The organism is uncultured Dokdonia sp. (assembly GCF_947492815.1).
GTDB lineage: Bacteria > Bacteroidota > Bacteroidia > Flavobacteriales > Flavobacteriaceae > Dokdonia.
In genome coordinates this window covers 138,696-163,231 of record NZ_CANLOB010000008.1, presented here as the reverse complement: position 1 = coordinate 163,231, position 24,536 = coordinate 138,696, and the positions used below count along the sequence as shown (strand labels likewise).

Here is a 24,536-nt window from a genome sequence, read left to right as displayed (position 1 = left end):
ATGAAATGGATCAAACGATTTCTAGTACTTGCATTACTTGTACTTGTTGTCATGCAATTTTTTCGTCCCGATAAAAATCAAGAAGGCAATTATGATAGTGTGCAACCCTTTTTAGCAGAAACAAAGCCTGTTGCATCTGTCGAGGATATATTAAAAGAAACGTGTTTTGATTGTCATAGTAATCAGACGAGATATCCTTGGTATGCAGAAGTAGCCCCGGTTTCATATTGGCTTGCAGATCATATACGTCATGGAAAAGGTGAGCTTAATTTTTCTGAATGGTCTTCATATTCTACAAAGCGTAAGGATCACAAATTAGAAGAAGTTATAGAAATGGTGGAAGATAAAGAAATGCCTTTAGACTCGTATACGTGGACACATAAGGAAGCACAATTAAGTGATGCTCAAATTAAAGCCATAGTGACATGGGCAAAAGTAGCACGATTACAATATAGTATACGTACTACTCCAGAATAACCTCTTATTTCAATAACTCATGTACCACTTTAGGAACTCCTGTAGTAGCAGTCTCGGCATGAATAGTTAGATTAGCTCTAGGGGCTACCGCAGGCTTAGGATCTATAAAATAAATAGCTGCGTGCGGAGGCGCATAATCTATAAGACTTGCTGCAGGATATACTTGCATAGAAGTTCCGATAATCATCACATAATCTGCCTGAGCAACTAAATGCGCTGCAGGCTCTAGTAAAGGAACCATCTCTCCAAACCAAACGATATGTGGACGCAATTGGAAATTATGTTCGCAAAAATCTCCAGAATTAAGATCTGTACGCCAATCGAGCACAAGGTTTTCATCAAAAGTACTACGTACTTTTAATAATTCTCCGTGTAAGTGTAGTACGTTAGAGCTTCCAGCGCGCTCATGTAAATCATCTACATTCTGAGTGATAATATGCACGTCAAAATCTGATTCTAAAGCGACCAATGATTTATGGGCTTCATTTGGATGCACCTCTAATAACTGTCTCCTTCGTTGATTATAGAAATCTAATACCAACTCCATATTATCTGTCCAGCCCTGCGGAGAGGCAACTTTCATTACGTCATGTCCTTCCCAAAGTCCATTAGAATCTCTAAATGTTTTTAAACCACTTTCGGCACTAATACCAGCTCCTGTTATAACGACAATACGTTGCTTTTTCATAAAAATTCTTTACAAGTTAAAAGTACAGTATCTTTATCTCATTTACCAATGCACATGAACCAAAAATTACTTGATTATTTACAAAGCTATTTAACAGAGCGCCGTCGTGATCTTTTTGAACGTGTCTTATCAGAGCGTACCTATCATATTACGGTTGCTGTAGAAGACGTATATCAGTTACATAACACAAGCGCTGTGATACGAAGTTGTGAATCGTTTGGAGTGCAAAAGCTACATGTCATTGAAGAAGTAAATGTAAAACGTATTGATCGAGAGATTGCTATGGGAGCCCAGAAATGGGTAGATGTACAACGACATACAAGTACCAAAGCATGTGTACAATCCTTAAAAGAAGATGGATATCGTATTATTGCGACCACACCTCATAAAAAAGCACACCGTTTAGAAGATTTTGATTGCACACAGAAAGCTGCTATTTTCTTTGGAAGAGAGACCGAAGGATTGAGTAATGATGTATTAGAAGCAGCCGATGATTTTATATATATTCCTATGGTAGGATTTACAGAGAGCCTTAATATATCTGTCTCTGCAGCAATTGCATTGCAACATATCATGACACGATTAAAAAGTTCTGATATCTCTTGGCAACTATCTGCAAAAGAAGTTTTAGAGAAAAAACTAGAGTGGACCAAAAAAATGATCAAAGATGTAGATCGTATTATTGCGAGATGGGAAGAAGATCAATATAAGTAACTAGTGAGCATTTGAAATACGCTTGTTTATTGCAATCACAGTACTAATTAGAACTAAGTGTTTTGATGCTCTTAATGTAAAATTCTCGTGTCTCTTTTATGTTTGAATAGTGGTAATCTGATTTTAGGAAGTTCTTTTTTCCAACTCCAATCTTCTATATGCGGTTCGTAATCATAGGTGATGCTAAACATAGTAATATATTTTTCATTGTCGTTTGGTACTAAGTTTTCATTAGCAATCGTTAAAGTTCGTATAATGTCTTTTCCGAAATTATTTGTCTCATCAATGGGTATTATTTCAATTCCTTTATAATTACCATCATTAATTAATAACACTCTCACCTGAATGTCCTCTTGGTTTTTAAAATACGGATAGTCAGTATTTATTTTTTTATGTATTGTTTTTATATAATTATATCCACTATCAATAGTTTTGATTTTTAAAAACTCTTGAAAATCATATTTTTTGTACTTGTTGGTTTTCTGATTCTTAACAAGATGAGTGCTTGTTTTTAGTTTTTGGAAAAAAATAGCTTTACTAGAAACTAAAAGAAATATAAAAATGAATAATCGTTTCATTTGATTTATTTTCGTCAAACTTATGGTTAGCTTTTTTATTGTGAAACTAAGAATGAGTCAGTAAGCTTTTTGATTTAGTGAAATGCTTATTTTGTAGTTTTGTATAGTACGCTTTCGCGAAAGCGTACTCAGAAATTTAACAATATTTAAGGAGTATTGCTGTGTAATTATTGAATCATAATAAAGACTATATCCAAAAATAAACAGACACATGACACTTACAGAACAACTTAAAGAGTTTGCAGATAATAGCGTAAAAAGACATCCAGGGGAAGCGCAAGATACCATGAGAAATGCTATTGAAGCATTACAAGCCACAGATATTTTAGCAAATGCGACAAAAACAGGAGACCAGTTTCCTGCTATTACATTGCCGAATGCAAAAGGAGAACAAGTTGCTTTAGAAGCGCTTTTACAGGAAGGTAAAGTAGTACTTACGTTTTATAGAGGCGGTTGGTGTCCTTATTGTAATATTGCTTTAAAAGCGTTGCAAAATGCATTACCAGAAATAAAAGCTAAAGGAGCAACTCTTGTTGCAATTACTCCAGAAACACCAGATAATACCTTATCTACTCATGAAAAAAATGAACTAGATTTTGAAGTGTTAACGAGTGAAAATAATGAGTTGGCGCGCTCTTTAGGACTGGTATATGAATTACCAGAAAATTTAGTAGCACTTTATAAAAAGTTCGGAATAGACTTAGTAGAAAGTCAAGGAAATGAAGCAAATGAATTACCAATTGCTGCTACGTACATCATTGAACAAAATGGAAAAATAAGCTACCATTACTTAGCAGAAGATTATAAACTAAGAGCTGATCCTTTAGAGATTATAGCTGCACTTTAAGTTAAATAAACGTATTGGAAAGAGGCTTTTCTATGTCAGAAAAGCCTCTTTTTTTGTATACATATTTCTATTTTGTTTAACTTTAAAGGAATAACCAACACACTATAATCTCATGATGACGCTCATTTATATAGTTGCTGCTATATTGATATTACTAATAATTTTAGCAGCTATAGCTCCAAAATCGTATGATGTAAGTAGAAGTATTGTAATTGATAAACCTAAAGAAATTGTATTTCCTTATTTGAAGATGGTCAAAAATCAAGACCATTGGTCACCTTGGAAGAAAAAAGATCCTAATATGAAACAAACCTTTACAGGGACCGATGGAGAAGTAGGTTTTAAATCTAGTTGGATAGGTAATAAAGAAGTGGGAGAGGGGAGCCAAACAATTACAGCTATTGTAGAGAACGAACGAATTGATAATCATTTGGTATTCTTAAAACCATGGAAGTCTGAAAGTGATGGCTATTATACTGTTGCAGATGAAGGGCCTGGACAAACAAAAGTAATATGGGGATTTACGGGGCAGAATAAATTTCCAACAACAATATTCATGCTTTTTTTTAATATGGATAAAGCAGTAGGGAAAGATTTTGAAGAAGGTCTTCATAACTTAAAGAAAATATTAGAAGCATAAATTATGGAACTAAAACTAAATTGGTTTGAAATTCCAGTAGCAGATATGAAACGTGCTATCATATTTTATGAAGCCGTGTTTGGAATAAAAATAAGTTTGCAAGATTTTGGAGGTGTTCTTATGGGATTTTTTCCAAGGCCAGATACTATAGATAAGGCTTCTGGTTCTTTAATTCAGTATGAATCATATACTCCTAGTCAAGAAGGTGCATTATTGTATTTTTTTACAACAGATATAACCGCTTGTCTCGAAAGAGTAAGCACTGCGGGAGGTAATGTAGTACAAAACAAAACTCAGATAAGTGAAGATCATGGCTATATGGGTGTTTTTATAGATTCTGAAGGCAACCGTATTGCATTACATAGTACGTAGAAACCCATTGTGTATTTAGATGTTTAGTATTCTAATTTTCATTGGGAGTTTTATATAAAATATACTATTGCTTTTTTTGATACACTCACTAGCGGAAACCTTATTAGTATTCGTTTACTATTCGTAAAAAATAAACTACCGAATATGTCATATATTAGTATACTCTTTTTAAAACTAATTCTTTGAGGATATTTTTGTTTTTAGTGTTTGTTGTAACTAGTCATCTATTATATGGTCAAGATGCTAAAGTAGTCGATAGTTTAAAACAAGTAGTAGCTACAGAGACCAATGATACATTAGTTATGGACGCCTATAACAGGCTACGTAGAGAGTATTACTATGCAGATCAAAAAGCATCACATGGCTATGCCATCAAATATTTAGAATATGCTCAAAAAATAAATGACTCCATACGGCAAGGTATCGCGTATTATTACATAGCCAATGCAAACTTTCAGCTTAATAAGTTTAGCAATGCCATAGAAAATTATTTAATAAGCTCTGTTTACTTTGAAGAACTTGGAGAAAAACAACGATTACCTTCTGTGTATAGTTCTATAGGAAGTGTATATGAAAAACAAGGAGAAGCAGATCTTGCATTACAATACTTTAATCAAACAATAGCACTAAGTAAGGAGAATGAAGATTTAAGAAGACTCGCTATTGGTCAGGCAAATGCGGCTAGTATTTACGGAGATCATAAAAATGATATCGATAAAGCAATAGAATTGCTTCTAGCATCTATAGCAAATATAGATAAGTACATGGAGAAAGGCGCTGGTCAGAATAATTGGGTGTACAAATACTTGTCAGAATGTAACTTGGGAAATTTTTACAGAAAATCTGCGCAATATGACAAGGCAAAAGAAACCTATGAAGGATTGATAGAAAAGGTAGACGCAGCGTCTAATACAATGATTTATTATACAGCTTTAGGAGGCTTAGGACAAGTTAATCTGCAACAAGGAAATACTAAGGAAGCCTTATCTATATTAACAACAGCGTATGATAAATTTGAAGAAGGTAATTTTCAGGAAAGTGTCTATGATATACTACCAGATTTAATTAAAGCCTACGAAAAAGAAGCACAACCAGAAAAAGCACTTGTATTATTCAAAAAATACAACATCTTAAAAGATTCTGTTAATGATAAGAAGCGTAATGAGAGCCTTAATGATGCAATGCAACGTTATGAAAGCGAAAAAAAAGAGCGTAAAATAGCACAACAAGAACTTGTTATTATAAAAAGAGATAAGCAGCGTAAATTTATCATATATCTTTTAGTGACTTTAGGAATCGTACTTATAGGGACCTATTTGTTTTTTAAGAAGAGATTAAAATATCAGAAAATGATTGCGTCTCAAGAAGTCATCTTAAAAGAAAAAGAACTGAAAGAGGTAGAGCAAAAAAATCTTTTAATCTCTATGAATAGCATGATAGAAGGGCAAGAGTCTGAGCGACTTCGTATAGCGCAAGATTTGCATGATAGTCTTGGGGGGCTTTTGAGTACTGTAAAAGCACATTTTACAGTGTTAAAGGGTTGCATGTTAGATCAAAGTACAATAGAGATGAGAGAAAAAACAGCAAATCTGATAGATGAATCCTGTATGGAAGTGCGTAGAATATCTCATAATATGATTCCACACTCGCTATCTATTTCAGGGCTTGTAGGTACGTTAGAAGATATGGTAGAATACCTAACGCAACAAGGGTATGAAGCAACTTTAGAGATCAGAGCGCTTCCTGAGCTTCCTAAAAATAAAGAAGTCATGATTTACCGATTAGTACAAGAGATTTTTTCAAATATTCAGAAACATGCAGGTGCAAAAACCATCTTGTTACAATTAATTGGATATGAAGATCAAGTACATCTTATGATAGAAGATGATGGGGTTGGTTTTGAGTATGAGTACGCTTTCGCGAAAGCGGGATTAGGCATTAAAAGTATTAATAGTCGCGTCGAAATATTAAAAGGAACCATACATTGGGATAGTCAACCGGAAGAAGGAACCTGTATCACTATTACGATTCCTACAAACTAAAAATCTCGCTTTTTGAGCGAGATTTTTAGTTTGATATCTTTTATTTTTAATTTAATCTTTTCTTTGCAGTACTCTGTACTCCTCATAACATTCACTGATTGCATCCAGAATTTGAAGGTCATTTGCAGTGACAATAAAGTTGTCAGAATAATTACAATTGTTCAAAATAGCGTCTATGTCGTTTTTGTCTATTTGAAGTAAAGCTACTAAGGTTTCTCTGTCAAATTTTTTCTCTAGAAGATTACGTACTTTGTCGTCTTCCTTCATTTTTCGCATCTTCTTGAGTTGCTCGGGTTTTTTTCCGAAGAGATTATAGAGTAAATCGGCAGGATTAAAAATAGCATTGATAACCTTAGAAACTGCTCCAGGTTGTGATTTACCACCTTCATATCCTGTATTCAATCCAGAAATACTAAAGCGAGAGTTATTATAAATAGGAATTCGCTTTGCATCTATCTCTAAGTAACCAGTCAATTGAATTTCTTGAACGACTACTTCTTCCAGTGCAATTCCTACTTCTGTCATTTTTATTTTTACATTCCCGTACTTTATCCAATCGGCACTTACACGTACTTGTAAAGTTTTATACCCTAAGTAAGAGAAAAATAACGTATCATCTGCTTGAGCTTTGATTACAAATTCTCCTTTGTTATCAGTAATAGCTCCTTTCAGGTTGGTAAGATTTACAATATTTACATTTTGTAATGCTTGATCTGTAGATGAGCTTAAAACTGATCCATTGATAAAGCCTTTCTGTAGCGTAGCAACCGAATCCTTTTCCTGTGTAGGTGTTGTATCATCTTGCGCATGAACGCTTGTTAATCCACTTAACAGTAGTAATATAAATAATAATCTTCTCATAGCGGGTGTTAATTTATGGATTATGTCGCTAAAACCTAGCCAAAACTACATTTTTACCATAAATATAACAATTAAATATTCCTTCTATTTAGCTACGACGTCTTCTCTTTCCTGAAAATGGGGAATTTGAAGCGCCTCCCTCATTAGATCTACGAGGAGATCTTGGGCCACCACGTTCTGCACGTGTTGGTCTACGATCTTCTGATGAAGATGAAGAACGACGTCTTCCTCCTCCTCCTTCAGAACCACTATAAGAAGGTCTGTCTGCATCATTACGACGGCGTCTACCATCAGAGCTATTTTCACGAGAACGATCATCACTGTTGCGACGTCGATCTCCGCCACCACGTCTATCATCATTATTTCTTCTGCGATCTCCACCTCCTTTAAAACTACTGCCACGACGATCTCTACCACCGCCGCCACGACGATCATTACGTCTGCGATCTCCACCACCACGCTTACGATCACGGCCACCGCCACCTTGTGTTTCTTCTACACTTACACGACGTCCGTCTAATGTAAAGTCTTCAAATAGCGCAATGATTTTTTCTTTATGTTCTGTATCTGTATTAAAGAATGAGAAACTGTCTTTACAGTCTACACGGTAAATACCATCCTGTCCAAGTCCTGTTTTTTCCTTTAAGAAGTCTTTTAACTTCATCCAGTCAAAATCATCTTTACGACCTACATTAATGAAATAACGTGTTGTATCTCCAGATTCTTCTTTAAAAGCAGCAACCGCATTTTGATTAAGGTCTTTTGCTTTCTTATAATAATTAAAGAAACGTGTAAACTCTACAGAAAATACTTTCTTGATCAATTCTTCCTTTGAAAGATCTTCAAGTACTTCCTCTATTGCTGGAAGATAACTATCGATCTCATGATTAACCTCTGTATTATTTATTTTATTTGCAAGATGAAAAAGTTGTACTTGTGTAATCTCTTTTCCATCTGGAATTGTTTTTTGCTCAAACTTTTTGCCTAGAATTTTTTCTAGTTGTTTGATTTTACGCATCTCACTTTTAGTCACAACAACCATAGAAGTACCTGTCTTTCCGGCACGACCTGTACGACCAGAACGGTGTGTGTATGTTTCTATTTCGTCAGGAAGTTGGTAGTTGATTACGTGTGTAATATCATCTACATCAATACCACGAGCGGCAACATCTGTAGCGACAAGCATTTGGATTTGTCTTCCTCTAAAGCTCTTCATCACAAGATCACGCTGATTCTGACTTAAATCTCCGTGAAGCGCAGCAGCATTATAGCCATCTTCTATTAAAAGTTCTGCTACTTTTTGGGTATCTCTTTTAGTACGACAAAAAATCACAGAAAATATGTCTGGATTTGCATCGGCTAGACGTTTTAATGCTTGGTAACGATCGCGTGTATGTACTACATAAAACTCATGTGATACATTTTTTGCGCCTTCATTTTTTGAACCTACAGTAATCTCTAGAGGATTTACCATAAATTCTTTTGCAATACGAGCAACTTCTCTAGGCATAGTTGCACTAAACAACCATGTTAGTTTATCTTCAGGAGTATCTGCTAGAATCGTAGTGATATCCTCATAGAATCCCATGTTAAGCATTTCATCTGCTTCATCTAATACACAGTAACTTAGTTTTGTAATATCTACCATGCCTCTACGCATCATATCCTGCATACGTCCAGGAGTAGCTACTACAATTTGAGCTCCTTTTGATACTTCTCTAGCTTGCTCTTGTATATTTGTTCCGCCATATACAGCAACAACACGTAATCCTTTTATATGTTTTGCATATAATTTCATCTCGTTTGTAATCTGTAAACAAAGCTCACGAGTAGGCGCAATAATAAGTCCTTGTGTTGTGCGACTTGAAGCGTCTATTTTTTGTAATAATGGAAAGCCAAAAGCAGCTGTTTTTCCTGTTCCGGTTTGCGCAAGCGCTACCATGTCTTGTTCTTCTTCAAGTAATGTAGGAATTGCTTTTGCTTGAATTTCTGAAGGGGTTACAAACCCCATGTCTTCAATAGCTTGAAGTAAAGGCTCGTTTAAGCCTAATTGATCAAATGTCATTTGATATATTTTAATACGTTAGTGTGCTGTAGGAAGCGCAACGACGTAAAAAAACCACTTGCTTCGATCAACACATGTGTACCGATTATGTATCGATACAAACCTCACCCTGAGGTTTTGAAGGTGCAAAAGTACGTTTAATTAATGGATTACCACTATTTAAGTTGAAAAATAAGATCAATCAATACTATTGACATAGTCTATAAACTTTCTAACTGCCTTTCCTCGGTGACCTATTTTTCCTTTTAGCGCTAGTGCCATTTGTGCAAATGTTGCATCATAACCGTCTGGCATAAAAATAGGATCATAACCAAAACCGCCATTACCATGACGTTCTTTTGTGATCTGACCTTTGCAAATACCTTCAAAGGTGTAGGTTTTGTCCGCTTTCGCGAAAGCGATAACCGTTTTAAATTGCGCGCTTCGATCTGTTTGAACTGCCAAACTAATGAGTAGTTTGTTCATATTGTCTGATGCATTTTTTTGAGGACCTGCATAGCGAGCAGAATATACACCAGGTGCTCCGTTTAATGATGTGACTTCAAGACCCGTATCATCTGCAAAACAATCATATCCATATTTTTCTTTTACATAATTTGCTTTAAGTAAAGCATTCCCTTCTATGGTAGGAGCATCTTCAATAATATCTTCGGTACATCCTATATCTTCTAGACTTTTTAATTGAATAGAATCAGGTAATAACGATTGGACTTCTTTAAGTTTATTAGGATTATTTGTGGCAAAAACAAGTGTCATAATTGTGGTTCTCTAATCGAAATGCTAAGATACGAGAGAAAGCTAAAAAGTTATAGGGTTATGTATTTAAAATGATGTGTGTATTTTTAATATATTAGGCGCTAGTATCCAAAACTTATAAATTAAGGACACTACTGATTTTTAAATAATTAGAATACCGTAATAATACCTGATTTTAAAAACAGATAAGAACCCCTTTAAATGTGGGGTATGATTAAAGTAAGTTTGGTTATAAGCAAATAAAAGCTACCCTCATTCATGGCAACAACCACTAAAACAACACCAACAGCAGATACTACTGCAACATCATCTCAAGCAACTCCTACAACCAAGGATACTCAAAAGAAGTATGGTATTTCTGATGAGGTTAAAGGAAAAATGAGTGAAGAGATTAATGAAATGCTCTCATTTGCAGTATATAATGGTATTACTATTAATACTGATGTAGTAAATCTTATACAAAATTGTTCAGTAGATAATTTAGTGAATGCGCATAACATGTTGTGTAAAAATATAGCACCCGCTACTCCAAAATCTATTGCTTTTACTAAAAAGTTAAGAGAGAAAAATATTGACAAATCACTTTTTAGCAAGTTACCGTTAGTACGTAATCTAATTATTTTGGCCATTATTTTTTTAGTAACATTTATTGTTACAGGATCTACAGAAGATGTTAATAATGAATCTTTGGATCTTGGGGTTATGAATAATCATGGTGTCTCTTTATTGCTTAATCTTGCTTACCTCGCTTCTATATCAGGACTTGGGGTCGTATTTTATTTACTTAAAAATGTAAGTACTTCGGTTAAAAATGGAAATCTAGTGCCAGAAGATACGATCTATTATATTGCACTTATTGTGTTAGGAGTTATTTCTGGACTTATTATGTCTGAGATACTTAATTTCTACACGAAAGATCCAGAGAGCATTAATTTATTCAATAAAAGTGTTCTTGCACTGATAGGAGGTTTTTCTTCGGATGCCATATTTAGTGTATTACAAGGGCTTATAGATCGTCTTAAGGCCATATTTGCACCCTCTAATTCACAATAATTATGATTACAAAAGAACAATTTCAAACAGTTATACCGGATGTAAGTTGGAAAAACATAGAGCCCTATCTTGATATTTATGAAGCAATACTGAATGAGTATGAGATAAATACACCGTTACGTAAAGCACATTTTTTAGCGCAAATATCCCATGAGAGCGGGAGTTTTAAATATGTATCAGAAAATTTAAATTATTCAGCTAAAGCATTGTATGCTGTCTTTAGGAAGTATTTTCCTACATTGGTAGCTGCCGAAAGCTATGCAAGAAAACCTGAAAAAATAGCTAATAAGGTATATGCTAATAGAATTGGTAATGGAAGTGAAGCGAGTGGTGATGGATGGCGTTTTAGAGGTCGTGGTTTGATACAATTAACTGGGAAAGCTAACTATAAATCGTTTTCTGATGCAACTGGGCAAGACTTTGTATCTCATCCAGACTTGGTGGTACAACCCGAATGGGCATTATCTTCTGCGTGTTGGTTTTGGAAAAAACGAAGAATCAATCGATATGCCGATACGGATGATATCCATATGGTAACAAAACTCATCAACGGAGGATTTAATGGCTTAGAACATAGACAGCATTTTCTAGATGAGTATAAAAAGTTATACAATATCTCATAGTAAGGCTACTGCGAAGTTGCTTATTATATAGGGTTATAGTTTTATTGGAATACTACTTATTAGTAGTATGATCTCGTTGTGACTATTTCCGCTTTCGCGAAATTGCCTACAGTAGGGTTTATAAAGAATAACACAAAACGTATGGTAAATTACCTTCTTAACTTATACAAGTTTGAAAATAACAAGGGCATACGCATAAAAACGTATATAACGTAAAGCGCCAAATAATAAGTAATTCGTAAACTTATACTTAATCATTCCTGCGGCTATACTTGTCATTGCAAATGGAATAGGAAGTAAGGCTCCTACAGCAATAATAAGACCACCCCATTTACGGGTATTCTTGATGTGCTTTTTCATTCGTACTTCTAGATACTCATGTACTGCAGGAATTTTAGTAATTCCTTTACCCATAAAAAACGAAAAAATACCACCTAGATATGACATGGTAGCTAGCAACGTTAAACTTATAAGAGGTGTTGCTGTTTTGCCACTCCACGCAATAAATAGTTCAGGAGGAATAATCCCTAATATAGATTCAGATAAAAGAAACGTAAGGATAATAGTAAGATCAGAATAATTATCAATAACGTATGTCAATGCTGTATTTACATCAATAACGAAATAATTGATAAGTAATAAAATCCCAACAACAATAAGAATAGCAGGTACTGCTTTTTTTAAGGCATCTTTAATAAAGCTATAAAATCCTGTATAGCTATAATACTGATGCAATAATTGCAGACGACTCTTTTTTCTTGTTTTTGTAGGATTCATTATAAATTGATTATCAATTTAGGAACTGTAAAAATACTATATACTAGACGTATTTCATACTAATAAATTACTAAAAAAAGGAAGTATTTTGTAATTAGACGTATTTTAGGTTAGGATGTTACGTTAAAGAATCCTCTATGAGTCCTGAAAATAATTGATTTTAATTCTATTTAAGCTGATATTAAGAGTATTATCTTTCAGAAGAGTGGTGTCTTTAATACTTCAATACGTCGTATGTAATGCTGGTTGAAGGACGTAGTAAAGAGTTGTAGTTTAAAGTATTTGGACCTATGATGATATTGATAAATTTTTTCTTGACTGCGTTCAGATTGACACTTTGAATACTCACCTTGGAAAAAAGAGGAGTTGGGAAGTGTTTTTTAGGTTGTAATTAGAACTTTAAATTCCAAGATTTAAACTTTAAAGATTTATTTTTTGATATTTATACCACTTCACACGTTCTTGATGGTGTCCTAAAAAGTATCTTAATGATATCTAGAAGTTAAAATTAAAAATAGAGTAACACTCTAATTTAGAGTGTTACTCTATTTTTTTAATCTCTTCTCTTACTTCTGTGCACTATATTTTAATTTCAAAACTTACTGTCTAAATCTACTATTTTGTGTTGGATAGCATATACTACGAGACCAGCGATGTTTTTAGATTCAGTTTTTAGTAACAAATTATTACGGTGACCTTCTACCGTGCGTGGACTAATAAACAGGGCTTCTGCAATTTCATTGGTAGTGTGTTGTTTACAAATAAGTTCTAAGACCTCTTTTTCTCTTTTTGTAAAATAGGTAGTGTCAAAGTTGGATTTCAACTTCTTTTCAGAAGGGTTTAGAAGTCCTTCCTGAATAAACTTGAGTACTTGAGTGTCGTAATAGAATCCTTTTTCATAAACTTCCTTAATGGTTTTGACCATTAATTTAGGACTGCTGTTTTTGGCTAGATAGGCCACAGCACCTATAGAAATCATATTCACAATAAAAGGTTTGCTGAAGTAACTTGTTAAGGCGATAATTTTTACCTCTGGAAATTCTTTGTGTATTAATTTTGTAGCTTCTACACCGTTTAATTCTGGCATTTTAAGGTCAGTAAGAATGACATCTGGTAGGTTGTCGCTAGCTCGTAACTGATCCATCAAGTCTTGTCCGTCTGTGGCGTCAAAAAGTACGTCAAACTCTTTTTCTCTGGCTAAAATAGCGCGTAAGCCTTGCCTGAATAATAATTCATCGTCTGCAAGGGCTAATTTTATTTGATTACTCATTATTTTTTTGATTGTATCGTGAATAAACTTCCTTTATCTATTTCGCTTTCTATGTGTAAGTCACATTCTAGAATGGCAGCTCTGCTATTGATATTTTGTAAACCAATCCCAGATTGCTTTCTTACTTTCTTAACATCAAAGCCATTCCCATTGTCTTTACATGTAAATATGAAGCGGTTTTCTCCTTCTTTTTTTAATTGTATATTCATACGACTGGCATCTCCATGACGTACAGCATTATTAATAAGTTCTTGCGCAATTCTAAATACGTGTAAGTTATTCGTTTTACTTAGAAACTCTAGTTCGTCTATATCGTGTTTGATCTGTAGTTGTTGGCTTTTTATAAAATCATCAAAGAGTTCTTCAAGAGCAACTTTTAGTCCAAATTTATCTAAGATAGGAGGGAGGAGGTCATGAGCAATTTTACGAGAGCTTTCTAGTGTAGTTGTCGTGACTCCCAAAATATGCTCTAGTGATACTTTTTGCTCTTCGTTGATGGTATCATCATCTAGTAATAAGTTGGTAGTAAGGCTTACCACATTCAAACGTGCACTAATGGCATCGTGTAAATCTTGAGCAATACGCTTGCGTTCCTCTTCTTGGGTGGCAATGGTAGCTTGTAAGATTGTTTTTTGGTGCTCTAGTTTTAAAGCTGCTTTTTCAAGCTCTTTTTGGATGATCTTGCGTCTTGAATAATGGAAAAACAAGAGCAGTCCCGTAGTCAATAAGACCAGGAATATAATCCCATAGGCAAGTGCTGCTATGATCGAGTTTTGATCTTGTATGAAGAGAAACTGTTTTTCCATTCTAAAAGAATTAATGTTAAAAATGCTAAGTATAAAATTTTATGGATAAACCAAATATTTCTAGCTATTGTCTTATCTATTTCTACACCAGTAATATAATTCCCTAGAATAAATATGAGTGTAGTAGCAGTAATATAAATTAAGATGGCAGCATTAAAATATAAATAAACTCCTTTTTTTGTTAATGAATTATATAAGTGAATTATAGAATATATTGTTAAAGGAAATGAAGTTAGAAATATTTCTAATAAATTGAATTTAAAAAAGTTAAGAGGGTAAATTACGTATTGTATACCTAAAGTTAAAATTACTAAAATAAATAAAATTTGAATAAATCTACGTTGATCATTATTTCTAAATAAAATGATGTAAAATATAGAAATTAAGACGTATTGAAAAATAAAATAAAAATGAGATAAATATAAGTTGCGTATTTTAAGTTCATTGAAAACATTAGTAATCGTTAATAATGATAAACTTATTATTATATAAATGTATAAGATGTTAAAAGCCATAAGGTTTTTATAATGCCTATGGCTTTTTGTGAATAAAATAAAATTTATAAGTAATAACAGAATACCTAAGTATTTAATGAAATCGTTTATGAATTCTGTCATTTTTCTCTGATAAATTTAGTGATTTAACGGACTATTAGGATCACAATCATTTGGGCAAGGAGCTGTAAAATCATAAACTCCACTACCGTTTAGTGTAACACCGCTGGGGTATCTAGCAGTACCGCCACTTCCATTTTTTTCATCTTTTACTATATCTTCATAAATAATATTGCCAGATTTATTTACTGTCGTTGTTTTTACAGTACCTACAACTAATAATTTTTCTCCCCAACCTGCATCTTTTAGCGCTTCATCTCTAGTCTCTCCGGGAGGATATGTTTTGTCTATAGTGGTAATTATAGTTTCATCTATCGCCATGTAGGTGCGAATTTTTTCTTCTTGAGTATCGGTATAATGTCCTTTGATATTACCAGTTCCATCTATAGAAAGAATTCCCATTTCTGAGAGTGCTCCTAAAAGATCTTGTACAGGCACTAAAAATGCATTACAGTGATTTTGTCCTTTGGTTTCATTTTGCCATTTTAGCGTCCAATTTTCTGCGTCTGATAATTTAATAATGTTACTCATTAGTTTAGAGGTTTTTGGTTAATAAGTCTCCAAGTTCGCTAAAAATGCTTGATTAAAAAACATTTTTTTTAAAAACAGGTAGTTTTACGGGGTGCTGTTTTTAAATAGCTTTCTAAGCTAGTGTTTTGCTCACTAATTTTCTGTAAAACATAGCATACTAAAGCGCATGAGATTAAAGTGTTGCAGTGTTTTGATGATCATGACTGCTTCGAAGGCCTTTATCCAGAAGTGTCTTTTAGTTAGCTGTGGTTTTCCCGTAGAAGTACCTGTAAATGTAAACTAGTAGTGTAATACATTTGCAATATCATAACCTTAGTAAGAATATACGATTATGAATGCTAACTATAAGATATCTTCTTTACGACTATTTATTGTTTTTGTTTTTTTGGTACTGTTTATTATCAGTTTTGTGGGATGCAAAAAACATATAGAGACCAAAAAAGAAGCAGTCACTAGTTCAAAAATTACAACAAAGAAAAAAAATCTGCATCCTGGATATGATAGTACACAAGTTGCTTATTTAGGACATCTTTTTGAAAAAGCAATTATCGATGCGCAAAACCCAACTCCTGAAGAACGTTATACAAAACTCTTGCCTATAGAGGGAAATCCTAATCTTATAGATACACTTATTAATGGAGAACGCCACATACAGGTAGTTTCTTGGAAATCACATCCTGGTAATTACTCAAAAAAGGGAATAGATAGTACCCAAGGTTATGATATATGGGTGACATTAGCGCCTATTATAAAGGATAGTTGTAGAAGCTTTTTTAAAACACAAAAAGATCCTATTATGCGTTTACGTCAATTATTAGGATTACAGCCATTTACAAAAGAAACCTTCTTTTTAGAATTATGGGTAAAACCCGAAGATATATATCGACCATGTCCAGATAATGGGACAGATGATACTGTTTGTGATTTAAATATACCAGAGAATGTTACTGAGGAGTATCGAATGTGGTTTAATCATACACGTGCTGTACAGTATAATGATTGTACAGATACCGAATTTAAAGAATATGGATATCCATGGACACAATTAGGTTATACCTATGATTGGAGCCCTGATAACCCATCAAATATTGGATTGTCTGAGTTTGTGATACGTAGGCATAGATACATTTATGTAAGAGGAAAACATAAAACTGAAGTGTATTGTACGGAATAAATATTTATGCTTGAACAATTATCTATGATGATACGGCTCTCCTTTAAGAATTGTAAAACCTCTGTAGAGTTGCTCTGTAATAAATAAACGTACCATCTGATGACTGAATGTCATTTGCGATAAAGCAATTTTACCTTGTGAGGCTTTATATACAGTTTCGGAAAACCCATAAGGTCCGCCTATGACAAGAACGAGTGTTTTGTATCCTCCGTTCATTTTTTTCTGTAAATATTGAGAAAAGCCAACACTATTCATTTCTTTACCGTTTTCATCTAGAAGAATCAGATGATCTTGAGATCCTACTTTTGATAAAATAAGCTGCCCTTCTTTTTCTTTTTGTTGGGTCTCGCTGAGGTTTTTAACATTTTTAATATCAGGAATAATCTCTATCGAAAATTTGATATAATGATTCAAACGTTTAGTGTACTCTTCAATGAGTGCAAGTAGCCGTTTATCGTCTGTTTTTCCTATGCAAAGCAGTTTGATGTTCATGCGATAAAAATACTAATTCTTACGCTGAATGTTATTAATAGTTAGTTTTGAGTACTTAGTTTCAGGTTTCAGGTTTCAGGTTTCAAAGTTTATGCTTAATGTGTTTCTTTTTCATATTCAAAAAATAGTTTTATAATTTTCGTATTTCGTATTTCGTATTTCGTATTTCGTATTTCATTATTCGTTATTTGTAGTGCTTTCCTTATTTTTACATAAACTAGTTATATATATGATTTCTCAAACGCAATTTGATCAAGAAATAAAAGGTATTATTGAAAATGCCATACGTGAAGATGTAGGTGATGGTGATCACAGTTCGTTAGCCTGTATTCCTTCAACGGCAGTTGGTAAGGCAAAATTATTAGTCAAAGATGAAGGGGTGCTTGCTGGGGTAGCTTTCGCGAAAGCGGTATTAGCTTACGTAGATCCTTTACTCGAATTGGAAGAGCATATTTCAGACGGGAGTCGTGTGAAATACGGCGATATAGCCTTTTATGTAAAAGGACCTTCACAGTCTATTCTAAAAGCCGAACGATTAGTATTGAATGCTATGCAACGTATGAGCGCTATCGCAACAAAAACGGCCTTTTTTGTCAATTTATTAGAAGGAACAAAAACGCAGATTTTAGATACGCGTAAAACTACTCCTGGGATACGCGCATTAGAAAAATGGGCTGTAAAAATAGGAGGTGGAGAAAACCACCGATTTGCATTATATGATATGATTATGCTTAAAGATAATCATATTGATTTTGCAGGAGGCATTACACAAGCGATTCAGAAAACAGTAGCTTATTTAAAAGAAACAAATCGTGATCTTAAAATAATTGTAGAGGCACGTAATCTAGATGAAATAGATGAAATTTTAAAAAGTCATACCTATGTGTATCGTATTTTAATAGATAATTTTAATTATGAAGATACTAGAGAGGCAGTGAGACGTATAGGTGATTTATGCCTTACGGAATCATCGGGAGGTATTAATGAAAAGACCATACGTGAGTATGCTTTATGTGGTGTAGATTATATTTCTAGTGGCGCTTTAACGCATTCTGTATATAATTTAGATTTAAGTTTGAAAGCAGTATAAGATGGCATCGCTAGAAAACAAGCTAGAGCGTTTTGCTATTTTTAGATTTTGTGTACACTGTTTAAAAAAAGTAGTACTTCCTGGTTTTAAAGGGATGACCATTTATCATCTTATTAAAACATATCTCACAGGGATTATACGAGGTACACTTTCGGCAAGAGCAGGATCTATTGCGTATAGCTTTTTTATGGCAATATTTCCAACCTTACTTTTCTTATTAAATTTAATTCCTTTGATTCCTGTAGATGACTTTCAAAAAAAATTCATGGATTTTATTTATGAATTAATACCCAAACAGTCATTAGCATTTTTTGAACCTGTATTTTCTGATATCTCAGAAAACCCAAGAACGGGTTTGTTATCTTTTGGAGCTGTTTTAGCTTTGGTTTTAATGAGTAACGGGATTAATGCTATTTTTAGTGGTTTTGAAGGCTCGTTTAATGTAAATATCAATAGGAATTTTATTAGGCAATATTCAGTTGCTTTAGGGGTGTCTATTGTTTTGGCACTGTTGTTGGTTACTACTATAACAGTATTAATATATTTTGAATATGTACTGCATATATTAAGAGAACGTGATATGATGAGTGACGGTGTAGATGTTACATTAGTTTCTATAGGGAGTTACATGTTTTTTGTTATTATGATATATATTGCAGTAGCAACATTATATTATTTTGGAACAAAAGAAGGAAAAACGAGTAAGTTTTTCTCTCCAGGAGCTTTAATGACCACTATATTATTTATGCTAACAACGTATCTTTTTGGAATTTACATCGATAATTTTTCAAATTATAATGAGTTGTACGGCTCTATAGGTGCTCTTTTAATTATGATGTTATATATTTGGCTTAATTCAAATTTGTTATTACTCGGATTTGAATTGAATGCAGCGTTACAAAAATTGAAAATGAATCAAACCCTCAATAAATAAACAATGAGAAATTTTATGTTAGCCTTAATGGCAATTTTTAGTATTGGATTTGCAAATGCGCAAACACAGGTAGGAGATGCAACACTTCCTAATCAAATGACGTTAGAAGGTACAGACCTTGTACTTAATGGAGCAGGAATGAGAGAGAAAGTAGTTTTTGATCTTTATGCAGGAGGCTTATACCTTCAATCTAAAAGTAGTGATGCACAACGTATCATCAATGCAGATGAAACAATGGTGATAAAACTTGATATCGTCTCTAAATTGGTTTCAAGTAAGAAAATGAAAAGTGCTGTAGATGATGGATTTGAAGCATCTACAGATGATAACATTGCTCCAATAGAAGACAGAATAGAAAAGTTTAAAGGCTTTTTTAGTGACGAAATTGTAAAGACCAATGTATTTGATATTGCCTATATTAAAGGTCAAGGAACAGTCGTTTATAAAAATGGAACTAAAGTTGGAACTATTGAAGGATTAGACTTTAAAAAGGCACTTTTTGGAATTTGGTTAGGAGAAGATCCTGCCGATGAAGATCTTAAAGAAGGAATGTTAGGAAGTTAATGGAACTTCTTCATATATGATAAACGGTAGGCTATGGTCTACCGTTATTGTTTATACTAAATTGTTATATAAATGAATCGTAAAAAAGCCATTATACAAGCAGTATTGCTATTATTTTTTATTCAAGGATTTGCACAGCAAGGAACCATATTTGGAAAATGGAAAACAATAGATGATGAGACCGGAGAGGCAAAATCTACGGTAGAGATATACAAGAAAGGAGATAAGGTGTTTGGAAAAGTAGTCGCCATTACTGATGAGACTCGTCAAGATGAGGTTTGTAGTAAATGTAAAGGAGCAGAAAAAAATGTACCTGTTATTGGATTGAATATTATTAAAGACCTAGAAAAAGATGGTGATGAATATTCTGGAGGTACCATTTTTGATCCAGAAAAAGGAAAGAAATATACGGCAAAGCTATGGTTGGATAAGGAAGATCCATCTATTTTACATGTAAGAGGGTATATTGCAGTGTTCTATAGGACACAAAATTGGATTCGTGTAGAATAATACTAGTAAATAACTGCTTAATTATAAAACCCCGTAGAAATACGGGGTTTTTTCTTAGCCATAATTTTTAGATTTGGTGGGATATCAAATTATTTAAAAATATTTTGATGAGGAAAATTATTAATTAACACTAAAACACACACAATTATGAATCCATTTATTGGCGAAATTGTAATGTTTGCGGGGAACTTTGCACCTAGGAGTTGGGCTTTTTGTAATGGGCAATTATTGCCGATTGCTCAAAATACAGCTCTGTTCTCTATCCTAGGAACTACCTATGGAGGAGATGGCAGAACAACCTTTGCATTACCTGATTTAAGAGGTAGAACCCCTATCCACCCTGGTCATGGACCTGGACTGTCTACATATAGACTGGGTGAAAGAGGAGGGCAAGAAGACCATACACTTACAGTTGCTGAAATGCCTACTCACAATCACTTTGTAGCTAGTGATACAACAGCGCATGTAGGAGATAACAATAACGAAGATGAGCCAGAAGGAAACTTTGTAGGTACAGGACAAATTTTTAGTTCTGGCGCTGCAGCTAGCGCTACACTTAATGGCGGATCTATGACAACAGCTAGCTCTATGACTAACACAGGTAATGGTCAAAGTTTTGATATCATTAAGCCTTTTGGTACGGCAAATTATATCATAGCGTTATTTGGAGTATATCCATCTAGAAATTAATACCTATCTAAATCAATTTTACTAACATTATTTAAAACAATATATTATGGATCCATTTTTAGGAGAAATTAAATTATTTGCAGGAAATTTTGCGCCAAGATCTTGGGCATACTGCGATGGACAGTTATTAGCGATAAGTCAATACTCTGCTTTGTTTTCGATCTTAGGAACTACCTATGGAGGAGACGGAAGAACAACTTTTGCATTACCTGATTTGAGAGGTAGGGCTGCTATTCATCCAGGGACTGGTCCTGGGCTAAGAACATACCAGTTAGGACAGAGAGGCGGTACTGAACGTATTCAACTTTCGATAGCTAATTTGCCTTCTCACAATCATATAGCTACTTCTACAACAACTGTAAATGTAGGTGATAATAATAATGAGGATGAGCCAGAAGGAAACTTCCTAGGTACAGGACAGTTCTATAGTTCTGCTGCCGCTGCAGGTGCTAAGTTAAACGATAATGCTGTAACAACGGCTACTACTGTAGGTATGCAAGGAGGTAGTCAATCATATAGTAATCTACAGCCGTTTTTAGGGGTACATTATATCATAGCGCTACAAGGAGTATTTCCAAGTAGAAACTAGGAATAATCAATAAATATTTCAATCAGTAGATTGAAAAAATATAAGGGGAAGTAACCTTCGGGTAGCTTTCCTTTTTATGTTTCTATTTCTCTTTGTTTATAATTCTTATCCATATACGGCAAGAACATCTTACTTACTTTGTATTTTCGTTTATATTTTTCTGATAAATGCCATATTTTATAGACGTCATACTTCCCATTCCTGTAGAAAAAGCTTTTACCTATAGTATCACTGAGGCAGAAGCAAAATTTTTACAAGCGGGCATGCGAGTTGCAGTTCCTTTTGGAAAGTCAAAGGTGTATGCTGCTTTGGTGAAAAATATACATACATCACCACCTACACTATATGAAGCTAAAGAGATAGAGCATATTCTTGATGAAAAACCTATAGTAACTAAAAAACAATTTGAGTTATGGGCTTGGGTAGCTTCTTACTATATGTGTACAGAAGGCGAAGTCATGAGAGCATCTCTTCCTAGTGCCTTTCTATTGGAAAGTGAAACCATCATAAGATTACAGCCCGAAGTAGTCCTTCAAGATGAAGACTTGCAAGATGATGAGTTTTTAATTTACGAAGCATTACAACATCAATCTGTGATTAAAATACAAGAAGTCATGGATATATTAGGTAAACGTAAAGTGTTGCCTACTATTAAAAAACTATTAGATAAAGGTGCTATTTCTGTACAAGAAGAAGTGTACGAGCAATATAAACCTAAGCTAGTTGCTTTTGTTCAAATACATTCTGATTATAAAGAAGAAGTTGCTTTTAATGAGTTACTAGACTCATTGTCAAGAGCTCCAAAACAACGAGAGTTGGTGCTCACTTTTTTTTCGCTTAAAGCGAAAACCAATAAACCCATTACCACGATTGCCTTACAAAAAGCTGCAAATGCTTCATCATCACAACTAAAGTCGCTTGTTTCAAAAGGTGTTTTTGAAACCTATGAAAAACGGAAAGACCGTATCGAATTTGAAGGAGAAACAAGTGATATTAAAACATTAAATACATATCAAGCTGAAGCTTTACAACAAATCAAAGAAAGCTTTAAAATACAAAATGTGTGTTTGCTTCATGGAGTAACAGCATCTGGAAAAACAGAGATTTATGTATCTATCATAGAAGAACTATTACACTCAGGAAAACAAATTTTATACTTGCTTCCTGAAATTGCATTAACTACTCAGTTAATTACTCGGTTACAGAATTATTTCGGAGAAAAAGTAGCTGTTTATCATTCTAAATATTCAGTGCACGAACGTGTAGAAGTTTGGAATAATGTACTTCATAATGCTCCGAAAGCACAAATTATTATTGGTGCTCGAAGTGCTATGTTACTTCCTTTTAGCGATCTAGAATTAATCGTTGTAGATGAAGAACATGAGAGTAGCTTTAAACAATACGATCCAGCACCGCGTTATCATGCAAGAGATACAGCTATAGTGTTAGGCCATATGTTTAATGCAAAAGTAATGTTAGGATCTGCGACACCTAGTGTAGAGACTGTTTATAATGCTAGACAAGGTAAATATGGTTATGTACATCTTGCATATAGACATGGTAATATCTTGATGCCAGAAATTAACCTTGTAGATATCAAGGAAAAACAACGTAAACGAGAAATGACTGGGCATTTCAGTGACACCTTATTACGTGCAATTACAGATGCATTAAAACTAGGAGAGCAAGTTATTTTATTTCAAAACCGAAGAGGTTTTTCGCCTGTTTTAGAATGCAAAACATGTGGCCATGCGCCGCAATGTCCTAATTGTGACGTGAGTTTAACCTATCATAAATATAGAAACCAATTACGATGTCATTATTGTGGCCATCATATAGCAATGCAATTAAAATGCATGGTTTGTGGTAGTCCAGATTTAACAACAAAAGGATTCGGAACCGAACAAATAGAAGCAGAGCTTAAAGAGTTGTATCCATCATATAAAGTCGCTCGTATGGATTCCGATACGACTAGAGGAAAATATGGGTTTGAAAAGATAATTACTGCTTTTGAACAAGAACAGATTGATATACTGGTAGGAACACAAATGCTTACCAAAGGCCTTGATTTTAGAAATGTAACACTAGTAGGAATCCTGAACGCTGATAGTATGCTTAATTTTCCAGATTTTAGAGCACACGAACGCAGTTATCAATTAATAGCGCAAGTGTCAGGTAGGGCAGGGCGAACAGAAAAACAAGGAAAAGTTTTGGTGCAGACCTACAATCCGTATCATCAGATATTACAGCAGGTATCTGTTAATAAATTTGATGCGATGTATGAAGAGCAATTGCAAGAACGACACGATTTTAAATATCCTCCTTTTTATAGATTAATTCGCATTACATTAAAGCATAGAGATTACCAGAAAATTGAAGCATCTAGTATATGGGTAGCAAAAGCATTGCGCCAAGTATTAGGAAATGAAGCTGTCTTAGGCCCAGAAACACCTCCTGTAGCTCGTATACGTAATCAATACCGTCGTAATGTGTTGGTAAAGATTCATAGAAGACAAAACTTAAAGCAGACAAAAGGGCTTATAGCTAGAGTGCAAACAAGCTTTAAGGCAATACCTCAATATAGAAGCGTACGCCTTATTATAGATGTCGATTGTTATTAGTTTTTCTCTTTTGTACGCTTTAACGCTTCGCTCTCCTCCTTGTAGTCGTGAATTTCACAAGTTCGCTTTCGCGAAAGCATATACAACTAAATTGGAGTAAGATATATAGAGAAAATAGGATATAAAAAAAATCCGCTTATTTGGGGGAGCGGATTTTT

26 protein-coding genes are annotated in these 24,536 nt (G+C 34.0%); 16 read left to right on the top strand and 10 right to left on the bottom strand.

Annotated elements, in window-relative coordinates:
- Positions 1–477 carry a heme-binding domain-containing protein gene (locus tag Q1A01_RS10385; RefSeq protein WP_299679974.1) on the top strand — a complete coding sequence of 159 codons (477 nt, stop codon included), beginning with the start codon at positions 1–3 and terminating at the stop codon, positions 475–477.
- Between the two features lie 4 nt (positions 478–481).
- Here the strand turns inward: Q1A01_RS10385 and Q1A01_RS10380 are convergent, their stop codons facing one another.
- Positions 482–1,165: a Sir2 family NAD-dependent protein deacetylase gene (locus Q1A01_RS10380; protein WP_299679971.1), complete on the bottom strand. Its 684-nt coding sequence runs from the start codon at positions 1,163–1,165 to the stop codon at positions 482–484.
- Between the two features lie 54 nt (positions 1,166–1,219).
- Between Q1A01_RS10380 and Q1A01_RS10375 the strand changes: the two genes are divergently transcribed.
- Positions 1,220–1,879, top strand: a complete 660-nt coding sequence (locus Q1A01_RS10375) for an RNA methyltransferase (protein WP_299679968.1) — start codon at positions 1,220–1,222, stop codon at positions 1,877–1,879.
- Positions 1,880–1,950: 71 nt separating this feature from the next.
- On the opposite strand, the gene Q1A01_RS10370 is transcribed toward Q1A01_RS10375, so the two are convergent.
- Complete coding sequence (locus Q1A01_RS10370) at positions 1,951–2,457, bottom strand: hypothetical protein (RefSeq protein WP_299679965.1); 507 nt, start codon at positions 2,455–2,457, stop codon at positions 1,951–1,953.
- A gap of 211 nt (positions 2,458–2,668) precedes the next feature.
- On the opposite strand from Q1A01_RS10370, the gene Q1A01_RS10365 reads away from it, so the two are divergent.
- From Q1A01_RS10365 to Q1A01_RS10350, 4 genes are all read left to right on the top strand, one after another.
- The gene (locus tag Q1A01_RS10365) at positions 2,669–3,304 is read left to right on the top strand and encodes a peroxiredoxin-like family protein (RefSeq protein ID WP_299679962.1); all 636 of its coding nucleotides are present in this window, start codon (positions 2,669–2,671) and stop codon (positions 3,302–3,304) included.
- Positions 3,305–3,419: 115 nt separating this feature from the next.
- A complete protein-coding gene (locus Q1A01_RS10360) occupies positions 3,420–3,944 on the top strand; it encodes an SRPBCC family protein (protein WP_299680031.1) in 525 nt (174 codons plus the stop codon).
- A gap of 3 nt (positions 3,945–3,947) precedes the next feature.
- Positions 3,948–4,316 (top strand): VOC family protein, encoded by a 369-nt coding sequence (locus Q1A01_RS10355; RefSeq protein ID WP_299679959.1) that lies wholly within the window; start codon positions 3,948–3,950, stop codon positions 4,314–4,316.
- 182 nt (positions 4,317–4,498) lie between these two features.
- The gene (locus Q1A01_RS10350; protein ID WP_299679956.1) at positions 4,499–6,358 is read left to right on the top strand and encodes an ATP-binding protein; all 1,860 of its coding nucleotides are present in this window, start codon (positions 4,499–4,501) and stop codon (positions 6,356–6,358) included.
- A 51-nt stretch (positions 6,359–6,409) separates the two neighbouring features.
- Here the strand turns inward: Q1A01_RS10350 and Q1A01_RS10345 are convergent, their stop codons facing one another.
- The 3 genes from Q1A01_RS10345 to Q1A01_RS10335 form a co-directional block, all read right to left on the bottom strand.
- Positions 6,410–7,219, bottom strand: coding sequence for a carboxypeptidase-like regulatory domain-containing protein (locus Q1A01_RS10345; protein WP_299679953.1), 810 nt, complete (start codon positions 7,217–7,219; stop codon positions 6,410–6,412).
- Positions 7,220–7,307: 88 nt separating this feature from the next.
- A complete protein-coding gene (locus Q1A01_RS10340; protein WP_299679950.1) occupies positions 7,308–9,284 on the bottom strand; it encodes a DEAD/DEAH box helicase in 1,977 nt (658 codons plus the stop codon).
- A gap of 177 nt (positions 9,285–9,461) precedes the next feature.
- A complete protein-coding gene (locus tag Q1A01_RS10335; protein WP_299679947.1) occupies positions 9,462–10,040 on the bottom strand; it encodes a non-canonical purine NTP diphosphatase in 579 nt (192 codons plus the stop codon).
- 258 nt (positions 10,041–10,298) lie between these two features.
- Between Q1A01_RS10335 and Q1A01_RS10330 the strand changes: the two genes are divergently transcribed.
- Complete coding sequence (locus Q1A01_RS10330; protein WP_299679944.1) at positions 10,299–11,093, top strand: hypothetical protein; 795 nt, start codon at positions 10,299–10,301, stop codon at positions 11,091–11,093.
- A 2-nt stretch (positions 11,094–11,095) separates the two neighbouring features.
- Positions 11,096–11,716: a glycoside hydrolase family 19 protein gene (locus Q1A01_RS10325; protein WP_299679941.1), complete on the top strand. Its 621-nt coding sequence runs from the start codon at positions 11,096–11,098 to the stop codon at positions 11,714–11,716.
- Between the two features lie 162 nt (positions 11,717–11,878).
- Here Q1A01_RS10325 and Q1A01_RS10320 read toward each other — a convergent pair whose 3' ends face one another.
- From Q1A01_RS10320 to Q1A01_RS10305, 4 genes are all read right to left on the bottom strand, one after another.
- On the bottom strand, positions 11,879–12,493 hold the full coding sequence (locus tag Q1A01_RS10320) for a short-chain dehydrogenase (protein WP_299679938.1): 615 nt from the start codon (positions 12,491–12,493) through the stop codon (positions 11,879–11,881).
- 592 nt (positions 12,494–13,085) lie between these two features.
- Positions 13,086–13,763, bottom strand: coding sequence for a response regulator transcription factor (locus Q1A01_RS10315; RefSeq protein ID WP_299679935.1), 678 nt, complete (start codon positions 13,761–13,763; stop codon positions 13,086–13,088).
- A complete protein-coding gene (locus Q1A01_RS10310) occupies positions 13,763–14,569 on the bottom strand; it encodes an ATP-binding protein (protein WP_299679932.1) in 807 nt (268 codons plus the stop codon). Before Q1A01_RS10310 ends, Q1A01_RS10315 begins: the two co-directional genes overlap by 1 nt.
- A 632-nt stretch (positions 14,570–15,201) precedes the next feature.
- Positions 15,202–15,714, bottom strand: a complete 513-nt coding sequence (locus Q1A01_RS10305) for a hypothetical protein (RefSeq protein WP_299679929.1) — start codon at positions 15,712–15,714, stop codon at positions 15,202–15,204.
- A gap of 331 nt (positions 15,715–16,045) precedes the next feature.
- Between Q1A01_RS10305 and Q1A01_RS10300 the strand changes: the two genes are divergently transcribed.
- Positions 16,046–16,888 carry a hypothetical protein gene (locus Q1A01_RS10300; RefSeq protein ID WP_299679926.1) on the top strand — a complete coding sequence of 281 codons (843 nt, stop codon included), beginning with the start codon at positions 16,046–16,048 and terminating at the stop codon, positions 16,886–16,888.
- An 18-nt stretch (positions 16,889–16,906) separates the two neighbouring features.
- Here Q1A01_RS10300 and rlmH read toward each other — a convergent pair whose 3' ends face one another.
- The gene (gene rlmH / locus Q1A01_RS10295; protein WP_299679923.1) at positions 16,907–17,380 is read right to left on the bottom strand and encodes a 23S rRNA (pseudouridine(1915)-N(3))-methyltransferase RlmH; all 474 of its coding nucleotides are present in this window, start codon (positions 17,378–17,380) and stop codon (positions 16,907–16,909) included.
- A 229-nt stretch (positions 17,381–17,609) separates the two neighbouring features.
- Between rlmH and nadC the strand changes: the two genes are divergently transcribed.
- From nadC to priA, 7 genes are all read left to right on the top strand, one after another.
- Entirely contained in the window at positions 17,610–18,470 is an 861-nt protein-coding gene (gene nadC, locus Q1A01_RS10290; RefSeq protein WP_299679920.1) for a carboxylating nicotinate-nucleotide diphosphorylase, read from the top strand.
- A 1-nt stretch (position 18,471) separates the two neighbouring features.
- A complete protein-coding gene (locus Q1A01_RS10285; RefSeq protein WP_299679917.1) occupies positions 18,472–19,404 on the top strand; it encodes a YihY/virulence factor BrkB family protein in 933 nt (310 codons plus the stop codon).
- Positions 19,405–19,407: 3 nt separating this feature from the next.
- Complete coding sequence (locus Q1A01_RS10280; RefSeq protein ID WP_299679914.1) at positions 19,408–19,968, top strand: chalcone isomerase family protein; 561 nt, start codon at positions 19,408–19,410, stop codon at positions 19,966–19,968.
- Between the two features lie 72 nt (positions 19,969–20,040).
- A complete protein-coding gene (locus Q1A01_RS10275; protein WP_299679911.1) occupies positions 20,041–20,478 on the top strand; it encodes a DUF2147 domain-containing protein in 438 nt (145 codons plus the stop codon).
- Between the two features lie 147 nt (positions 20,479–20,625).
- Positions 20,626–21,168 carry a tail fiber protein gene (locus Q1A01_RS10270; RefSeq protein ID WP_299679908.1) on the top strand — a complete coding sequence of 181 codons (543 nt, stop codon included), beginning with the start codon at positions 20,626–20,628 and terminating at the stop codon, positions 21,166–21,168.
- 46 nt (positions 21,169–21,214) lie between these two features.
- A complete protein-coding gene (locus tag Q1A01_RS10265) occupies positions 21,215–21,757 on the top strand; it encodes a tail fiber protein (protein ID WP_299679906.1) in 543 nt (180 codons plus the stop codon).
- A gap of 167 nt (positions 21,758–21,924) precedes the next feature.
- Complete coding sequence (gene priA, locus Q1A01_RS10260; protein WP_299679904.1) at positions 21,925–24,378, top strand: primosomal protein N'; 2,454 nt, start codon at positions 21,925–21,927, stop codon at positions 24,376–24,378.
- The last annotated feature ends 158 nt before the right edge of the window (positions 24,379–24,536 follow it).